The following is an 18171-nucleotide window of genomic DNA, read 5'->3' on the forward strand; positions in this document are numbered from 1 at the left end:
TTGCGCGAATGAGGACAAGTGTTATGGGTAAGAATGTCGTAGTCCTGGGCACCCAATGGGGTGATGAGGGCAAAGGCAAGATCGTTGATCTGCTGACCGAACATGCTGCCGCCGTAGTGCGCTACCAAGGTGGCCACAACGCGGGTCACACCCTGGTCATCGATGGCGAAAAAACCGTCTTGCACCTGATCCCGTCGGGCGTACTGCGCGAAGGCGTGCAGTGCCTGATCGGCAACGGCGTGGTGGTTGCACCGGACGCCCTGTTGCGCGAGATCACCAAGCTGGAAGAGAAAGGCGTACCGGTGCGTGAGCGCCTGCGTATCAGCCCGTCCTGCCCGCTGATCCTGTCCTTCCACGTGGCGCTGGACCAGGCCCGTGAAAAGGCCCGTGGCGAGCTGAAGATCGGCACCACCGGTCGCGGCATCGGCCCGGCCTACGAAGACAAGGTAGCGCGCCGTGGCCTGCGTGTGGGCGACCTGCTCAACATGCCGCGCTTTGAAGACAAGCTGCGTGAACTGGTGGATTACCACAACTTCATGCTGGTGGGTTACTACAAAGAACCGGCCATCGAGTTCGAAAAGACGCTGGCCGAGTGCAAGGAATACGCTGAGCTGCTCAAGCCGCTGATGCTGGATGTCACGGCCGAGCTGCACGACCTGCGTCGCGCCGGCAAAGACATCATGTTCGAAGGCGCCCAGGGTTCGTTGCTCGACATCGACCACGGCACCTACCCGTACGTGACCAGTTCCAACACCACCGCTGGCGGCGTTGCTACTGGTTCGGGCGTTGGCCCGATGTTCCTGGACTACATCCTGGGCATCACCAAGGCTTACACCACCCGTGTAGGTTCTGGCCCGTTCCCGACTGAGCTGTTCGACGAAGTCGGCGCGCACCTGGCCAAGCAAGGCCACGAGTTCGGCGCAACCACCGGCCGTGCCCGTCGTTGTGGCTGGTTCGACGCCGTTATCCTGCGTCGCGCTATCGATGTGAACAGCATCTCGGGCATCTGCCTGACCAAGCTGGACGTACTCGACGGTCTGGAAGCGATCAACATCTGCACCGGTTACAAAGACGCCGCAGGTAATGACGTCGCTCCAACGGACGCCGACAGCTACGTGGGCCTGCAGCCTGTGTACGAAGAAGTGCCGGGCTGGACCGAGTCGACCGTGGGCGCCAAGACCCTGGAAGAGCTGCCAGCCAATGCCCGTGCTTACATCAAGCGCGTTGAAGAGCTGATTGGCGCGCCGATCGACATTATTTCGACGGGCCCGGACCGCAACGAGACCATCGTTCTGCGTCATCCGTTCGCTTAATAAGCTGTTGATGTAAAAAGCAAAGGGCTCCTTCGGGAGCCCTTTGTCGTTTGTGTCTGGCAAGCGGCACGACCCTTGCTGTGTTTCCTTCTTTCCGAGGTGCTATCAATTTAATGGCATCCGTGGTGGAGGGATTCCCAGTGTCTGCCGTTCTCTCGTTGTTACAAAGTCGTCTGTTACGACCAGTGTTCGTTACCCTAGGTATCGCTCTTTTGGTGCAAGTGCTGGTGGCCGTCGCGCTGACGCGGAGCACAGTCACCGCCCTGGAGGCAGATTTGGGTAATCGCCTGGGCATCGACAGCCAGAAACTGTCCGGCGAATTGGCCCAGGCCGGCAAGGAAGTCACGTCCAGCCTGGACAGTTTGTCCACCAGCACCCGTCAGCGCCTGACCGCAGGGCTTTCCACGCGCCTTCAGCAAGAGCAGAAGCAATTGCGTGCGACCCTGGAAAAAGACTTGCAGGACTCTGCCAATGACATGGCCCAGTTGCTGGCGTCGGTGGCGCCGCGAGCCATGTGGGACAGCGATGTGCCGACCTTGTCGGAGTTCGCCCGGCGTGCGCAGCGCAATCCCAACGTGTTGTTCGTGGTGTATGACGACGCGGCGGGCGAGCACCTGACCCGTTACCTGAACCGTGAAAACCCGATCAACCAGGCCCTGTTGGCAAAGGGCGCGGGGGAGCGGGCCCTGGATAAAGTGCTGGACGCGGCCAAGACTGATCCTGCGGTGTATTACGTCGAAGCATCGATCAGCCCCAACGGCGTGGAGATCGGCAAGGTCCGCATGGGGGTTTCCACCGCGTCGGTCGAGGCCGATCTGCAAGCGCTGGACAAGCGTTTTGCCGCGCTGATTGCCAGCGGTGATCAACTGGTCGGTGACAGCCTCAAAGGCGCAGCGGCGGATAGCGCTGCGGCCATGGGCGCGCGCCTGCAATCAGCGCAAGCCACGGCCACCCAGATGACCGCCAACACCACCAGCGCGGTTCAAGAGGCTGCCGGTACCCTGCGCTGGCGCATCGGCATGGGCTTGGCGCTGGTCGGTCTTGGCGTATTACTGCTGATCGCCATCGTGCTCGGTCGCCGCGTCGTCAACCGCTTGAAGCTGCTGATCGTTGCCATGGATGATTTGGCGGCGGGCGAGGGCGACCTTACCAAGCGGGTGCAAATCAGCAGCAAGGATGAGATCGGCGACATGGCTTCGGCGGTCAATCGCTTTGTGGATAAGTTGCAGCCCATCGTGCGCGAAGCGGGGGAGGTGGCCCAGCGCACCGGTGTGGAAATCGGTGCGATGACCTTGCGCAATGCGGGCGCCGACAAGGCTGCCGGTTTGCAGCGTGATGAAGTCGCCGAGAGCCTGCGCGCACTGTCGCAAATGGCCGATGAGGCCCAGGCCGAAAGCCATGCCATGCAGGCGGCGCTGCAACAGGTGGTGGAGATTCGCCACGCGACGGATGAGAACTCACGCACGTCGGCCGAAGTTGGCAGTTTGATCGAAGCGTTGGCGGGGCAGGTGCAGGCGGGGTCCCAGGTCATTGAGCGCCTGGCCCAACAGAGTGAGCAGATTGAAGTGGTGCTGACGGTGATCCATGGGATCGCCGAGCAAACCAACCTGCTCGCCCTGAACGCCGCCATCGAAGCGGCACGCGCCGGTGAAACGGGGCGCGGTTTTGCGGTGGTTGCAGACGAAGTGCGCGCACTGGCCAGTAAAACCCAAAGCTCCACCGGTGATATCCAGGCGCATATCGTGGCGTTGCAGCAGGGCGCGCGTGAGGCGGTGGACACCATCGGCAAAGCCGGGCGCCAAGCCAGTGAGGGCTTGCTGGTACTGCGCGAGAGCGTGCGTTTGCAGCAGACGGTGCAGGCTTCGGTGGAGCAGGTGCACGCGGCAATCGGCCTGGCGACACGCGCGGCCGAGCACCAGGCACAGGGTGCGCATGCGGTGCGTGGGCGGGTCGAGGTGATCCACGCCCAGGCCGAGCGTGCGGCGCAGGCGGTGGTGGAAACCACGGCCAGTGGCAAGGTGCTGGACGGGTTGGCGGCGCAGTTGAAGGCGAGTTTGGGGCAGTTCCGAGCTTAGTGTTGCCTGTTCTGGCCTCATCGGGGGCAAGCCCCCTCCCACATTTGGAATGCGTTCCAATGTGGGAGGGGGCTTGCCCCCGATAGCAATCTCAACGGCTCAAATACATCCGCGTCGTCAGCAAATAAACCGGCAACCCCGACACCAGGATCAACAACGCCGCATAAGGCGCAGCCGCCGCAAACTCCACATTCGACGTATGCGCCCACACGGCAGTCGCCAAGGTATTCAGCCCGGTCGGACTCAGCAGCAAGGTCGCCGTCAATTCCTTCATCGCATCCAGAAACACCAGGGCAAACGCCGCGCCCAGTGCCGGGAAGATAATCGGCAGTGTCACCCGGCAAAACGCACTGAAGGGCGATGCCCCCAGCGTCCGCGCTGCCTCTTCCAGCTGGGGCGCGGCCTTGTTCAATGCCGTGCGTATCGGCGCCTGGGCCAGCGGCAGAAACAACAGCGCGTAGGCGATCAGCAGCAGCGCCGACGTTTGATACAACGCCGGCACGTAATGCAGGGCGAAATACACCAGGGTCAGTGCAATCACCAGGCCGGGCAGGGCGTGCAGCAGGTAGGGCAGGCGTTCAGCCCAGATCGCCAGTCGGCCTTTATAGCGCACCACCAGCAAGCCTACCGGCACCGCCAACGCCAGGCACACCGCTGCGCCACCCAGGGACAGCGCCAGGGACGATAACAACGCTTCACTGATCTCGGCCACCGGAAACGCCGCCGATGAGCCCACGGCCAGCCAATAGCCCAGCATCCCCAGCGGAATGCCGCTGCCGATGACTGCCAGCGCCAGGCAATACAGCTGACAGAGCGGCGCCCACTTGCCCAATTTCACCTGTTCGGCATGCCGCGCCGCGCCCTGGCCGATACGCACATGGCGGCCCTTGCCACGCATGCGCAATTCCAGCCACAACAGGGTCAGGCACATCGCCAGCAGCACCGCCGAGAGCATCGCCGCATTGGCGTTGCTGAACTCCAGTTCGAATTGCTGATAGATCGCGGTCGTGAAGGTCTGCAAGCCGATGATCGACAAAGCGCCGAATTCCACCAGCATGTGCAGCGCAATCAGCAGAGCGCCCGCCACCAGCGAGGGCCACAGCAGCGGCAAGGTGATGCGTCGAAACACGCCCCAGCGATTCAGTCCCAGGGTGCGCGCTGATTCTTCCAGGGCGGGATCAAGATTGCGCAGTGTCGCGGCCACCGGCAAAAACACCAGCGGGTATTTGGACAGGCTCATCACCAGGATCGCGCCGCCGAGGCCTTCGAAGTTGGCGCTCAGCGACACCCAGGTGAAGCTGCTGACAAACGCCGGCACCGCAAACGGTAGACACAGGACCACTCCCCAGAGGCGTCGCCCAGGCAGGTTGCTGCGCTCCAGCAACCAGGCCAGGGACAGGCCGACCACGCCGCACACCACCGTCACGCCCACCATCAGCGCCAGGGTGTTGCGCAGCAGCCCGAAGACATAAGGTCGCCACAGCAGATGCACCGCCTGCGCCCAGCCAGCCTGCCAGGTCTTGAGCCCGACATAGGCCAGCGGCAACAGGCTCAGGCCTACCAGGAATAGCACCGGCAACAGCAGCCAGATCGAAGGGCGTTTGCGCCGCGGGCGAAAACCTGCGGCGCTGAGCGATGGGTTCATCAGTTCAAGCCAACGTCACGTTCCAGGTCCAGGGCTTCTTCGGCATTGCCCAGGTCGGCGGGGGTGACTTTCGGCGGCTGCAGTTCGTTGAAAGGCTTGAGGCCACGATTGGACTGCATGCCTTTGCGCAGCGGGTATTCAGCCGAAGTGTTGGTGATCACGCGCTGGCCTTCTTCACTGGCCATGAACGCCAGCAGTTGCTGGGCTTCCTTGGGGTGTTTGCTGGATTTCAGCGCTGCAGCCGAAGACACGGTAATCAGACCGCCCGCATCGCCGTCGGTGAAGTAGTGCAATTGGGAGTCGAGGTTGGTTTTCTCTTTTTTCAGGGCAAACCAGTAATAGTTGTTCACCAGTACCGTAGCCACTTCGCCGTTTTCCACGGCTTTGAGCGCAACCATATTGTTGCTGTACACCTTGCCGAATGCGCGCAGGCCGGTCAGCCATTCTTCTGCGGCTTCACGCCCGTGCAGCTTGATGATCGCCACCGCCTGTTCCTGGAACGCACCGCTGGTGGGCACGAAGCCAACCTTGCCTTGCCACTCGGGACCGGCGAAATCCAGTACCGATTTGGGCAGGTCTTTTTCGGCAATCAGCTTGGGGTTGAAGGCGACTACGCGGGTGCGTGCGGTCACGCCCATCCAGTCACCGTTACTGCCGACGTAGTCTTTGGGCAATACATCGAGGGTGCTGGCGTCGATCCTGGCCAGCAGGCCTTGCTCGCCCAGCTTGTTCAGCGGCGGCGATTCTTCGGTGTAGATCACGTCGGCAGGCGAGCGGTCGCCTTCTTCGACGATTTGGCTGGCCAGTTGATTGCTGCTGCCTTTGCGTACATTGACGTGAATGCCGGTCTTGGCTTCGAAGGCTTTGGCGAGTTCATCGCCGACTTCCTTGTGCTGGCCGTTGTACAGGGTCAGGGAGATCTTTTCGGCGCTATGGGCGGCGGGCGAGAGCAGGGTCAGGCCGAGCAGAGTGATGGTCAGGCCACGCAGAAGGGAGGTCTTGAGACGGGTATCGCGGATCATCATCCGGGGTTTTCCTCACTTGTAAGCTACAAATTCTTACAAGGATAAACGATAAACCTTCTCAAGTGCGCATGAGCAGGCCCCACCACCAAGTTTTAAACCCCAGAAACGAAAAAACCCGCTTTCGCGGGTTTGATCTGAATTTGGTGCCCAGGAGAAGACTCGAACTTCCACGACCTTGCGATCACCAGCACCTGAAGCTGGCGTGTCTACCAATTTCACCACCTGGGCATTATCAAGCAACGTTGCCGCCGTTGATGGGGCGAACTATACGGCGGGCTTTTTGATCTGTAAACCCCTGATTCAAAAAAATAAATCAGGTTTTACGTTAAGAATCAAAGACCTGAAACGAAAAAACCCGCTTTCGCGGGTTTGATCTGAATTTGGTGCCCAGGAGAAGACTCGAACTTCCACGACCTTGCGATCACCAGCACCTGAAGCTGGCGTGTCTACCAATTTCACCACCTGGGCATTATCAAGCAACGTTGCCGTCGTCGATGGCGCGCACTATACGGAGCCCTTTTTCAGCTGTAAACCCCCGGTATGAAAAAAGCCTGGAAAATTCCCTCAATGGTCGTGCAAGGTATGCGTCGGTGGGCTACAAAGGGCTTTTAAACACTTGTTGATGCCTGAAATTTCCCGTTTCAATACGCGTATGCCAAACTAACCCGCATATAGACAAGGTGAAAACTCTCTAATGGCCGATTGGCAGTCCCTCGATCCCGAGGCCGCTCGTGAAGCGGAAAAATATGAAAACCCTATTCCTAGCCGCGAACTGATCCTGGCGCACCTCGCCGATCGTGGTTCGCCTGCTAGCCGTGAGCAGCTGGTTGAAGAATTCGGTCTGACCACCGAAGACCAGCTCGAAGCCCTGCGCCGCCGTTTGCGTGCGATGGAGCGCGACGCTCAGCTGATCTACACCCGCCGTGGCACCTATGCGCCGGTCGACAAGCTCGACCTGATCCTCGGCCGCATCGCCGGCCACCGGGACGGCTTCGGCTTCCTGATCCCGGATGATGGCAGCGACGACCTGTTCATGAGCCCCGCGCAAATGCGCCTGGTGTTCGACGGCGACCGCGCCCTGGCACGTGTTTCCGGCCTGGACCGTCGTGGTCGTCGTGAAGGCGTGATCGTCGAAGTGGTGTCCCGTGCCCACGAGTCCATCGTCGGCCGTTACTTCGAAGAAGGCGGTATCGGCTTCGTCGTGCCGGATAACCCGAAGGTCCAGCAGGAAGTGCTGATCACCCCGGGCCGCAATGGCGCCGCCAAGGTCGGCCAGTTTGTCGAGGTGAAAATCACCCACTGGCCAACTGCGCGCTTCCAGCCCCAGGGCGACATCGTTGAAGTGGTCGGCAACTACATGGCGCCGGGCATGGAAATCGACGTCGCGCTGCGCACCTACGATATTCCTCACGTCTGGCCCGACGCTGTGCTCAAGGAAGCCGCCAAGCTCAAGCCGGAAGTCGAAGACAAGGACAAAGAGAAGCGCATCGACCTGCGCCATCTGCCGTTCGTCACCATCGACGGCGAAGACGCCCGCGACTTCGACGATGCGGTCTACTGCGAAGCCAAGCCTGGCAAACTGCGCCTGTTCTCCGGCGGCTGGAAGTTGTACGTCGCGATTGCCGATGTGTCCAGCTACGTGAAGATCGGTTCGGCCCTGGATAACGAAGCCCAGGTGCGCGGCAACTCCGTGTACTTCCCTGAGCGCGTGATCCCGATGCTGCCCGAGCAGCTGTCCAACGGCCTGTGCTCCCTGAACCCGAAAGTCGACCGTTTGGCCATGGTGTGCGAGATGACCATCTCGAAAACCGGCGAAATGACCGACTACCAGTTCTACGAAGCGGTGATCCATTCCCAGGCGCGCCTGACCTACAACAAGGTCAGCACCATCCTGGAAACGCCGAAGACCAGCGAAGCCAAAGCCCTGCGTACCGAGTACGCCGACGTGGTGCCGCACCTCAAGCAGCTGTACTCGTTGTACAAAGTGTTGCTGGGTGCCCGTCATGTGCGTGGCGCGATCGATTTTGAAACCCAGGAAACCCGGATTGTCTTCGGTTCCGAGCGCAAGATCGCCGCGATCACCCCAACGACGCGTAACGACGCGCACAAGCTGATCGAGGAATGCATGCTGGCCGCCAACGTTGCCACCGCTGAATTCCTGAAAAAGCACGAGATTCCAGCGCTGTACCGGGTGCACGACGGCCCGCCGCCGGAGCGCCTGGAAAAACTGCGCGCCTTCCTCGGTGAGCTCGGCCTGTCCCTGCACAAAGGCAAGGACGGCCCGACGCCGAAGGACTACCAGGCTCTGTTGGCCAGCATCAAGGACCGTCCGGATTACCACGTGATCCAGACCGTCATGCTGCGTTCGTTGAGCCAGGCGGTGTACAGCGCCGATAACCAGGGCCACTTCGGCCTGAATTACGAGGCGTACACCCACTTCACCTCGCCGATCCGTCGTTACCCGGACCTGCTCACGCACCGCGCGATCCGCAGCGTGATCCATTCCAAGCAGAACACCCCGCACGTCAAGCGCGCCGGCGCCATGACCATTCCGAAGGCACGGATCTATCCGTACGACGAAGCGGCCCTGGAACAGTTGGGCGAGCAGTGCTCCATGAGCGAGCGCCGCGCCGATGAAGCCACCCGCGATGTGGTGAATTGGCTCAAGTGCGAATTCATGAAGGATCGCGTGGGCGAGTCGTTCCCGGGTGTGATCACCGCCGTGACCGGTTTCGGCCTGTTCGTCGAGCTGACCGACATCTACGTCGAGGGCCTGGTGCACGTCACCGCCTTGCCGGGTGACTACTACCACTTCGACCCTGTGCATCACCGCCTGGCGGGCGAGCGCACCGGGCGCAGTTTCCGCCTGGGTGACACGGTAGAAGTGCAGGTCATGCGCGTCGACCTCGACGAACGCAAGATCGACTTCGGTATGCCTGACAAGCCGGCCGAGCCTGCGGGTCGCAAAAAGCGTGGCGGCGAAACCACCACGCCGGCCAGCAAAGGCAAAGGGGCTCCTGCAAAAGCGGCGGCCGCCGAGCCTGCGCCGGCCAAGGCTGGTCGTCGTTCTTCGGCCAAGGAAAAGGCCCCGGAAGCCTATCGCCCAAGCGACGCTGCGGCGAAAAATGCCGAGCTGCGCAAGAGTCGCGAATTGAAGCAGCAGTTGCTCAACGAAGCCAAAAGCGGTGGTAAAGCGGCGTCTGGGGGAAAGTCCCAAGGGGCGGAAAAACCCTCGAGCAAACTCAGTAAACACCGTAAAGGCCCGCCCAAAGCGGGTTCGGCCCCCGCGAAAAGCGGCGGGTCGCGCAAACCTAAGGCCAAGCCATGAGTCTGGAAAAAATCTACGGCGTGCATGCCGTAGAAGCACTGCTGCGTCACCACCCCAAGCGCGTCAAGCAAGTGTGGTTGGCGGAAGGTCGCAGCGAGCCACGCGTGCAGGCGCTGGTCGAGTTGGCCAACCAGAACAAGGTTGCCATCGGCCAGGCTGAACGCCGTGAAATGGACGTATGGGTAGAAGGCGTTCACCAAGGCGTGGTTGCCGACGTCAGCCCTAGCCAAGTGTGGGGCGAGGCCATGCTCGACGAGCTGCTCGACCGTACCGAAGGCGCGCCGTTGCTGCTGGTGCTGGACGGCGTGACCGACCCGCACAACCTCGGCGCCTGCCTGCGTTCGGCGGATGCCGCCGGCGCGCTGGCGGTGATCGTGCCTAAAGACAAGTCGGCGACCCTCACGCCGGTCGTGCGTAAAGTCGCCTGCGGCGCGGCGGAAGTGATTCCGCTGGTGGCCGTGACCAACCTGGCGCGCACCCTGGAAAAGCTCCAGCAGCGCGGCTTGTGGATTGTCGGCACGGCGGGGGAGGCTGATGTCAGCATCTATGACCAGGACCTCACCGGCCCGACCATCCTGATCATGGGCGCCGAAGGCAAGGGCATGCGTCGCTTGACCCGTGAGCATTGCGATTACCTGGTGCACTTGCCGATGGCCGGTAGCGTCAGCAGCCTGAACGTGTCGGTGGCGACGGGCGTGTGCCTGTTCGAAGCCCAGCGCCAGCGCGGTGCGAAGGCGAAGGCCAAGCCCAAGAAGTAAGCTGGGCCTAGCCTGGATCAACATGTGGGAGGGGGCTTGCTCCCGATAGCGGTAGATCAGTTACAAATTATGTGACTGACCCACCGCATCGGGAGCAAGCCCCCTCCCACATTTGTTTTTGTGGTGTTTGGGGGATTGTTCAAATAATCACCAATCACCTTGCGCCGCTCCTTCCCCTTCTCTACAATTGCGCCCCTTGCCCACCTGGCAGGCACGCATGTGCCTCCCCTGCGGCAAGATCCATAAGTGTCATTCACTCCTTGTCTGACCGTTTTTGAGCGGCAGGCTACAACCCGTAAGGAGCATTCATGCGTCATTACGAAATCATCTTTTTGGTCCACCCGGATCAAAGCGAGCAAGTCGGCGGCATGGTTGAGCGTTACACCAAGCTGATCGAAGAAGACGGCGGCAAAATCCACCGTCTGGAAGATTGGGGCCGTCGTCAACTGGCCTACGCAATCAACAATGTTCACAAGGCTCACTACGTGATGCTGAACGTTGAATGCACTGGCAAGGCCCTGGCCGAGCTGGAAGACAACTTCCGCTACAACGATGCAGTGATCCGTAACCTGGTCATCCGTCGCGAAGAAGCCGTTACCGGCCAATCCGAGATGCTCAAGGCTGAAGAAAACCGCAGTGAGCGCCGTGAGCGTCGCGACCGTCCTGAGCACGAAGGCGCTGATAGCGCTGATAGTGATGACAGCGACAACAGCGATAACGCTGACGAGTAATCCACGGACCTTTTAAGGAGCCTATCAAATGGCACGTTTCTTCCGTCGTCGTAAATTCTGCCGCTTCACCGCTGAAGACGTGAAAGAGATCGATTACAAAGATCTCAACACTCTGAAAGCCTACGTATCCGAGACCGGCAAAATCGTTCCAAGCCGTATCACCGGTACCAAAGCACGTTATCAGCGTCAGCTGGCCACCGCTATCAAGCGCGCCCGCTTCCTGGCCCTGCTGGCCTACACCGACAGCCACGGCCGCTGAGACCGGGCAGTCGACAAGTAGTAAGGGATTGAATGCATGCGCGCCTTAGCTGAGTTCATCATGCGCGGTCGTATGCAGGCCACTCTGGTAGTGGCTGGCTGTGCGGCATTGCCGTTGCTTTATTGGTTGGGTGCTGCCGCAGGTTGCCTCGTGCTCCTGCGGCGCGGTTTGAAGGACGCCCTTGGCGTTCTTGCCCTGGGTTTGTTGCCGGCCTTGATCTGGTGGCTGCAAATGGGTGATCCACGGGTACTTCTGGTACTGCTGGGGTCATCGAGCCTTGCGTTGGTTTTACGCGCAAGTGAGTCCTGGGTCCGCACGCTGCTGGTCAGCGTGGCATTGGGGTTGGTGTACTCAGTGATGCTTGGCGCGGCTTTCCGCCCGCAAATCGAGGCGCTGGCGCAGGAAATCGTCAAGATCCTGCCGCTGGCCCTCGGGGATCTCTACCAGCAGTTGTCGGTAGATGAGCGAGCGCGGTTTGCATCACTGATTGCGCCGGTCCTGACCGGTCTGATTGCGGCTTTGTTGCAGGTTGTCAGCGTGCTGAGCCTGATTCTTGGGCGTTATTGGCAGGCGTTGTTGTACAACCCGGGTGGTTTTGGTCGCGAGTTTCGCAGTATCAGAATTCCTGCGGGGCCGGCGATGTTGCTGCTGGCGTGCATGGTTGTCGGGCCGAACTTCGGTCCACAGATGGCCTTGTTGGCGCCGATTTGCAGCGTACCGCTGGTGTTTGCCGGGCTGGCCCTGATTCATGGGCTGGTTGCGCGCAAGCGCCTGGCCAGGTTCTGGCTGGTGGGGTTGTACGTCACGCTGTTGCTGTTCATGCAGCTGATCTATCCGTTACTCGTGGTTTTGGCCATTGTCGACGGCCTGATTGATTTTCGCGGACGTCTGGCGTCGAAAGATGCCGATAGCGCGAACGGTGAAGGTTAAAAGTTAGAGGATTTTCACATGCAACTGATCCTTCTGGAAAAAGTCGCCAACCTGGGCAACCTGGGCGACAAAGTGAACGTTAAGGCCGGTTACGGTCGTAACTACCTGCTGCCATACGGCAAAGCCACCGCTGCAACCGCTGCCAACCTGGCTGCGTTTGAAGAGCGTCGTGCTGAGCTGGAAAAAGCAGCAGCAGACAAAAAAGCTTCGGCCGAAACTCGCGCTGCCCAACTGGCTGAGCTGGAAGTGACTATCACTGCCACCGCCGGTGACGAAGGCAAGCTGTTCGGTTCGATCGGCACCCACGACATCGCTGATGCACTGACCGCCTCCGGCGTTGAAGTGCAGAAGAGCGAAGTTCGTCTGCCGAACGGCACCATCCGCAACGTAGGCGAATTCGACGTAGCCGTGCACCTGCACGCCGAAGTTGAAGCCACCGTACGCGTTGTCGTGGTAGCAGCTTAAGCCGCACCTAACTGACTGGCACCTCGCGTGTCAGCCGGTTAACATCGGGCACGATCCTGTTTACAGGTCGTGCCTTTTGTTTTTCTACACACCCCTAAATTCCAAGTGGCCATGAACGAAATCTCCGCTCCTGAGCAATACGATCTGCAAACCGCTGCCCTGAAGGTGCCGCCGCATTCCATCGAGGCCGAACAGGCCGTGCTCGGTGGCTTGATGCTGGACAACAACGCCTGGGAACGCGTGCTGGATCAAGTCTCGGACGGGGATTTCTATCGTCATGACCACCGCCTGATCTTCCGTGCTATCGCCAAGCTGGCCGACCAGAACTCACCGATCGACGTGGTGACCCTGGCCGAGCAACTGGACAAGGAAGGCCAGACCTCCCAAGTCGGCGGCCTGGGTTACCTCGGCGAACTGGCGAAAAATACGCCGTCCGTCGCCAACATCAAGGCCTATGCGCAGATCGTCCGCGAGCGCGCCACCCTGCGCCAGTTGATCGGCATCAGCACCGAAATCGCCGACAGCGCCTTCAACCCTGAAGGCCGCACCGCCGCCGAGATCCTCGACGAAGCCGAGCGCCAGATCTTCCAGATCGCCGAAGCCCGCCCGAAAACCGGCGGCCCGGTCAGCGTCAACGACCTGCTGACCAAGGCCATCGACCGCATCGACACCTTGTTCAACACCGATGCCGCGATTACCGGTATTTCCACCGGCTACACCGACCTCGACGAGAAGACCAGCGGCCTGCAGCCGTCCGACTTGATCATCGTGGCCGGCCGTCCGTCGATGGGCAAGACCACCTTTGCGATGAACCTGGTGGAAAACGCCGTACTGCGCAGTGACAAGGCGGTGCTGGTGTACTCCCTCGAGATGCCAGGCGAATCGCTGATCATGCGTATGCTTTCGTCACTCGGCCGTATCGACCAGACCAAAGTGCGTTCCGGCCAACTCGAGGATGACGATTGGCCGCGCCTGACCTCGGCGGTCAACCTGCTCAACGACCGTAAGCTGTTCATCGATGACACTGCCGGTATCAGCCCGTCCGAAATGCGCGCGCGCACCCGTCGCCTGGTGCGTGAACACGGCGACATTGCGTTGATCATGATCGACTACCTGCAGTTGATGCAGATTCCGGGTTCCAGCGGCGACAACCGCACCAACGAGATTTCCGAAATCTCTCGGTCCCTCAAGGCCCTGGCCAAGGAATTCAACTGCCCGGTGGTGGCGCTGTCCCAGCTCAACCGTTCCCTGGAACAACGTCCCAACAAACGTCCGGTGAACTCCGACTTGCGTGAATCCGGCGCGATCGAGCAGGATGCCGACGTGATCATGTTCGTGTACCGCGACGAGGTGTATCACCCCGAAACCGAGCACAAAGGCATTGCCGAAATCATCATCGGCAAGCAGCGGAACGGGCCGATCGGCTTTATCCGCCTGGCGTTCATCGGTAAGTACACACGCTTCGAGAACCTCGCGCCGGGCAGTTACAACTTCGATGACGATGAGTAATCGGCTTCAGGCGTTTGCCTGAGGGAGCGCACCGAACAGCGCTCTCACCGTGGGCTCGTTGTATTGGTAGTTCCAGCGCAACTCGGTACCGGCAGGGATATCTTCACTGGCAAAGAATGCACTGAGGAAAAAGTTGTCCCTGGGTTGCTCAGCAATCTGTGTCGTGACGTTGAACCGCGCAACCTCTAAGTTATAGCCCGTGGATGCCTGCCTGATCGGCAGATTTGCTTCGTACTCAAAAATCGTATTTATTCGCGAAAGTACGTTGTCACCCGACAAAATGACCGGCTGTGGTGCAGCGGGAATGGGTTCAAAAGGTTTGACATCGATCAAATAGGGATCCTGCCGATAAGCCGCCACATAATACGGCACCAGTTCCCCGCCATAGACGCCGAGCGCCTCACCTTTTATCAGCGGCTTCCTGCTTATGACGGTCTGCTCGCCGATCATCACTGCCTCCTGCACACACTTTTGGTGGGCCGCGGTGAAGGGTGTCACTTCTAGTTTGTCTTCATAGAGGCGTGCAACCCGTTCATACCCTTCCCACTGCAAAAAAGGCAGGATCAGCTCCTTGCTGAAAGTTTGATCGGACGTGAGCGATTTGCTGCGGATTTGTATGCTTCTGATCCGCAATGGGCGACCGGTTAAATCGCGCAGGGGGTAGCGGCCATTGTTGGCGCGATCATAAATGCGTCGATAGTTCTGGCTGTGTTGATAGCTTCGTGTGGACCGCATGGCCTCCATCTCCGTCGGCGTATACAGGCTGTTGACCGTGCCTTCTTCTGCTGAGTCGTATTCGCTGGATGAGTGCGCCGACTCAAACTCGTCGCTAAGCTCCATCGGCTCTCCCGACGGCAAAGCCGCCGCTTGCATGCCACCCATCAACCCCTGGCTGCTCGGATCGATATCCCAGCCACCGGAGGTTTTTGCGCGCAGGTAGGGCCGGTAAGCCCTGAACGGGCTGCGGGCATCGATCAGTCGCCATTTCTGCCCTTCGGCTTTGACCTGAAAGTAGTTCCCGCCCTCCAGGACGTAATAGTGATAGCCACCGTTGGGCAGCGGGGCTGACTGATGGATACCATCAGCGCGCAGCGTCAGGCCTGCCGGGGCGGTTTGCGTGGCGAACAGTGGATCAAGCGCAATCCCGAGGGCCTGCACTGGCGCCGTTGGGGCTAGCCTGGCGAGCGGCGGCAGCGGCGGTTTGGCGATCATTGCCAGGCTATGCTGGTGGATGGCTTGTTTGAGCGTACCTGCATTCGACTCACGCAAAAGCGCGCTGCGCTCGGCCTCGGTCAGCGTATGTTCCAGCGCGCTGAACAGCGTGCTCGGTGCATGCAGCTCTGTCGCCTCGGCGTCCTGCACGGCGTACTGCTCGCCCTGGCGGATCAGGATGTGACGCGCACTGTCCTGTTCGCTGCCAATATGTCCCAGCAGCGGGCCGCTGTTATCATTCTCGTACACTTCGATGCGGCGTGCGCCTGGCCAGCCTGGCAACTGTCCCAGAGCGTGCAGCACCAGTGGCACGCTCTCGTTACTGCTCATCGAATCGAGAAAAATGCCTTTGTGGATGCGTGCGCTGCGCGCCACGTCGCGGTATTGGGTGGCTTCCCACTCTTGTGTTGACGGCAGTTTTTTCTCCTGGTGCAGGCGTTGCCGTTCCTGCGGGCTGAGGGTGGTTTCCATTTCTTCAAGGTGACGCTTGGACAGTTCGGGCATGGTTGGGCGAAGGTCCTGTTCAACCTGGCTAAGGGGTTGCTCGCCGTGGCTATCGAGCAACGAAAACAGGCGCTGGCGTTGTGCCGGAACGCTTTCCAGCAGGCGCGAGGCAAGGTTTTCGACCGGGGTGAAATAGTCGATGTACAGCGCAGGTAGCAGTTGATTGAATTCTGCCCGCGGCATCTGCTCCTCCAGTGCATGCAGCAGTTCGCCTTTTCTGAAGCGTGAAGCGCTCACCTCGATCGCGTTGGCGCCGTTACCGTGGCTGATCAGTATCTGTTGCCGTTCGTCGACGATTTTCAGCCGCCGGGTCGCAGGCCATTCCGGCAATGCACACACCAGGTGGAACTGGATGAAGGGGGACTGCGGTGTGACCGTGGTGCCTTCGGCGCGATCGAGGTTGAAGTCGGCGATCTCCTGGTCCAGGTTGAAGTGCTTGATCGTGTCCCGCAGCAACGGCGGCGGCCTCAGCATGTCCTGATGGAGCTCGCGCAGGCCGGCGCTGTCCATGCCGCCGAGCAGGAGGATCGGCTCAACGGCGGGCTGTTTGATCGTGGCCCCGTCAGGGCCCAGGCGTTGGATCAGCTTGAGGTCGTCCCAGTCGGCGGGGGTCTCATGCTCGACGCGCCATCCGCCGACAGAGTTGCCCCGCACGGGCGGCGCGTAGGCGTCGGGGTCGGTGGGGTGGGACAACTGCCATTGCTGGCTATCGGGCGCCCGTTGCAAGGCATGAACCTGATCATCGAGCTTCAGGTAATACCGCTGCGCGTGTTCATACAAACCCTGTTTATCCGCGACCAGGCTGTCGGGCAGCACTTTGGGATGCCGATAGGGGGTCAGGTCGGGGTTCCACAGGCGCAAGCCCTTGTTGGCCACATGCACTTTCAGCAGTTTTACACCGAAGCCGGCGGTCTTGATCACGCCTGCGGTGGCAACTGCCATCGCGACGTCGTCCACCGCGTCGAGAAAATCGTTCAAGGCCTCTTCGCTATCGCCGCGGCTCCAGGCGGCGAAGCCCTCATAGACGGTATTGAGCAGCTGCAAGGCGCTGACGGCCAACAGCACTTCACCGACGATTGGAATAAATGACGCAGCAAAAAACAACAGTGACTTACCCAGTTCCAGATAGCCCTGCAGACGCTTTTGCCGGCTCATCAGGTCGACATCGGCAGTGGGCACGGCCAGGATGCGCGCGTCATTCCTGATCTGGATGATGCGTTGCGTAGCCATGTCCTGAAACACATGCGTACGGACCGGGGTCAGGTTGAGCCTGCTCTCCAGGTTCGGGCGCGCATTCGGCGACGGTCGGGGGCCAGCTTCAATGGGCTGCCCTGATGTTGCAGCGGTACCAGACGAGTGAAAAAAGCCAGGTATTGCGGCTGTTCCAGGCGTTCGGCCAGGCCGTGGTGGAGATCCTCCCAGGTTGGATGCAGGCGAAACGCCGCGCTGGGGTCCTGGGGCGTGTAGAGAACCATCGGCAGCCCGATCGCCGACGCCTGAATCACCATGACATTGGGCAGAACAACATCCTGGAGGGTCAAAAGGCTGCACCGTATGTCGATGTTATTTCCAGTGGTCTGGAGGCTGCGCAGCTGCAGAAACTGCCAGGTGGTGAACGCCTTCTGCAGGTAGGCGATATGCAGTGCGACCCCAAAGGCAAGCTGCTCTTGACTGGACAAGAGTTGCATGACCTCGGCGGCGGTACGGGACGTGCCGGAGTTGGGCGCGGGTTCAAGCACGTTATCGATATGCGCGAGGTACTGGCTGCCGATATCCAGGTTGCGGCAGACGCTGGCGAAGCGTGTCGCAGCAATAATGCTCAGCACTTCGCCGGTGGGGCCGGGATTGTAAATGGCGGTGCCGGTTTCCATGCCGCCGGTCTCGGCTTCGGTCGCTTCGAAATTCTGCAGGGCCGCTTCCAGCAGCGTCTGCCGGGTGGTGCGGGCGTGTGTACGGATCAGGCCCAGCAGATGATGGTTTTTCCATTCACGGGACAAGATGGCGTTCTCGTCGTCCTGCAAACCGAAAAACTCGGTTCGCAGGGTCTGGCGTAACAAAGGCCGGGCAAACTCCTCGGGGTTCTGCAGTTCATCCATCAGGGCCTTGAGGTCGTGCCTGGCCTGATTGCTGCTGATCAGGTCGCGGCGAAAATCGGCGAGCTGCGAAGTCGGCGCCTGGGTCAGCCAGGCCGGTAAGTTGGATTTGATGAATGCCTTGTGGGGCGATTGTGGCAAGGGACTGCTCATGGGCTAGGCCATCCGGAGTGATGATTGACCTGCCGCAGATTACCCATGGAATTTTCGATCAACGGTTAACGGATTAGCCCCAGTGCCTTTTATAAAGGAGATTAGTTTGCGGGCCCGCGAGCCTATGGCTTAAAAGCCGACCGCCATCGTCGGAATTGGTCAAAATTTGTG

14 protein-coding genes and 2 tRNA genes are annotated in these 18171 nt (G+C 60.3%); 10 read left to right on the forward strand and 6 right to left on the reverse strand.

The window, feature by feature from the left end:
• The first annotated feature begins 23 nt into the window (after nucleotides 1-23).
• On the forward strand, nucleotides 24-1313 hold the full coding sequence (locus C4J93_RS02680; protein WP_124365627.1) for an adenylosuccinate synthase: 1290 nt from the start codon (nucleotides 24-26) through the stop codon (nucleotides 1311-1313).
• Nucleotides 1314-1453: 140 nt separating this feature from the next.
• Complete coding sequence (locus tag C4J93_RS02685) at nucleotides 1454-3388, forward strand: methyl-accepting chemotaxis protein (RefSeq protein WP_124428522.1); 1935 nt, start codon at nucleotides 1454-1456, stop codon at nucleotides 3386-3388.
• 91 nt (nucleotides 3389-3479) lie between these two features.
• Here the strand turns inward: C4J93_RS02685 and C4J93_RS02690 are convergent, their stop codons facing one another.
• The 3 genes from C4J93_RS02690 to C4J93_RS02700 all read right to left on the reverse strand — a co-directional run bounded on the left by C4J93_RS02690 (nucleotide 3480) and on the right by C4J93_RS02700 (nucleotide 6286).
• Nucleotides 3480-5033 carry an iron ABC transporter permease gene (locus C4J93_RS02690; protein WP_124428523.1) on the reverse strand — a complete coding sequence of 518 codons (1554 nt, stop codon included), beginning with the start codon at nucleotides 5031-5033 and terminating at the stop codon, nucleotides 3480-3482.
• Nucleotides 5033-6058 carry an iron ABC transporter substrate-binding protein gene (locus C4J93_RS02695; RefSeq protein ID WP_124369395.1) on the reverse strand — a complete coding sequence of 342 codons (1026 nt, stop codon included), beginning with the start codon at nucleotides 6056-6058 and terminating at the stop codon, nucleotides 5033-5035. The genes C4J93_RS02690 and C4J93_RS02695 overlap by 1 nt, the downstream gene beginning before the upstream one ends.
• 141 nt (nucleotides 6059-6199) lie before the next feature.
• A tRNA-Leu gene (locus C4J93_RS02700) sits at nucleotides 6200-6286 on the reverse strand.
• Here C4J93_RS02700 and C4J93_RS27060 point away from each other — a divergent pair.
• Nucleotides 6261-6431, forward strand: coding sequence for a hypothetical protein (locus C4J93_RS27060; RefSeq protein ID WP_164485227.1), 171 nt, complete (start codon nucleotides 6261-6263; stop codon nucleotides 6429-6431). The genes C4J93_RS02700 and C4J93_RS27060 overlap by 26 nt on opposite strands.
• A gap of 8 nt (nucleotides 6432-6439) precedes the next feature.
• Here the strand turns inward: C4J93_RS27060 and C4J93_RS02705 are convergent.
• Nucleotides 6440-6526: transfer RNA gene (locus C4J93_RS02705), tRNA-Leu, on the reverse strand.
• Nucleotides 6527-6752: 226 nt separating this feature from the next.
• Between C4J93_RS02705 and rnr the strand changes: the two genes are divergently transcribed.
• The 7 genes from rnr to dnaB all read left to right on the forward strand — a co-directional run bounded on the left by rnr (nucleotide 6753) and on the right by dnaB (nucleotide 14038).
• Nucleotides 6753-9386 (forward strand): ribonuclease R, encoded by a 2634-nt coding sequence (gene rnr / locus C4J93_RS02710; RefSeq protein ID WP_124428524.1) that lies wholly within the window; start codon nucleotides 6753-6755, stop codon nucleotides 9384-9386.
• Nucleotides 9383-10144, forward strand: a complete 762-nt coding sequence (gene rlmB, locus C4J93_RS02715; protein ID WP_124428525.1) for a 23S rRNA (guanosine(2251)-2'-O)-methyltransferase RlmB — start codon at nucleotides 9383-9385, stop codon at nucleotides 10142-10144. The genes rnr and rlmB overlap by 4 nt, the downstream gene beginning before the upstream one ends.
• A gap of 308 nt (nucleotides 10145-10452) precedes the next feature.
• Nucleotides 10453-10875, forward strand: coding sequence for a 30S ribosomal protein S6 (gene rpsF, locus C4J93_RS02720; RefSeq protein WP_003236224.1), 423 nt, complete (start codon nucleotides 10453-10455; stop codon nucleotides 10873-10875).
• Between the two features lie 28 nt (nucleotides 10876-10903).
• Entirely contained in the window at nucleotides 10904-11134 is a 231-nt protein-coding gene (gene rpsR, locus C4J93_RS02725; protein WP_002551829.1) for a 30S ribosomal protein S18, read from the forward strand.
• Nucleotides 11135-11170: 36 nt separating this feature from the next.
• Nucleotides 11171-12064 carry a hypothetical protein gene (locus tag C4J93_RS02730; protein WP_124361031.1) on the forward strand — a complete coding sequence of 298 codons (894 nt, stop codon included), beginning with the start codon at nucleotides 11171-11173 and terminating at the stop codon, nucleotides 12062-12064.
• A gap of 18 nt (nucleotides 12065-12082) precedes the next feature.
• Complete coding sequence (gene rplI / locus C4J93_RS02735; protein ID WP_003171376.1) at nucleotides 12083-12529, forward strand: 50S ribosomal protein L9; 447 nt, start codon at nucleotides 12083-12085, stop codon at nucleotides 12527-12529.
• A gap of 111 nt (nucleotides 12530-12640) precedes the next feature.
• Nucleotides 12641-14038, forward strand: coding sequence for a replicative DNA helicase (gene dnaB, locus C4J93_RS02740; RefSeq protein ID WP_003188079.1), 1398 nt, complete (start codon nucleotides 12641-12643; stop codon nucleotides 14036-14038).
• 6 nt (nucleotides 14039-14044) lie between these two features.
• Here the strand turns inward: dnaB and C4J93_RS02745 are convergent, their stop codons facing one another.
• Complete coding sequence (locus C4J93_RS02745) at nucleotides 14045-16984, reverse strand: DUF6543 domain-containing protein (protein WP_256660127.1); 2940 nt, start codon at nucleotides 16982-16984, stop codon at nucleotides 14045-14047.
• A gap of 29 nt (nucleotides 16985-17013) precedes the next feature.
• Nucleotides 17014-18000, reverse strand: coding sequence for a dermonecrotic toxin domain-containing protein (locus C4J93_RS27280; protein ID WP_256660128.1), 987 nt, complete (start codon nucleotides 17998-18000; stop codon nucleotides 17014-17016).
• Nucleotides 18001-18171: the final 171 nt, after the last annotated feature.

This window comes from Pseudomonas sp. R2-37-08W (genome assembly GCF_003851705.1).
Classification (GTDB): Bacteria; Pseudomonadota; Gammaproteobacteria; order Pseudomonadales; family Pseudomonadaceae; genus Aquipseudomonas.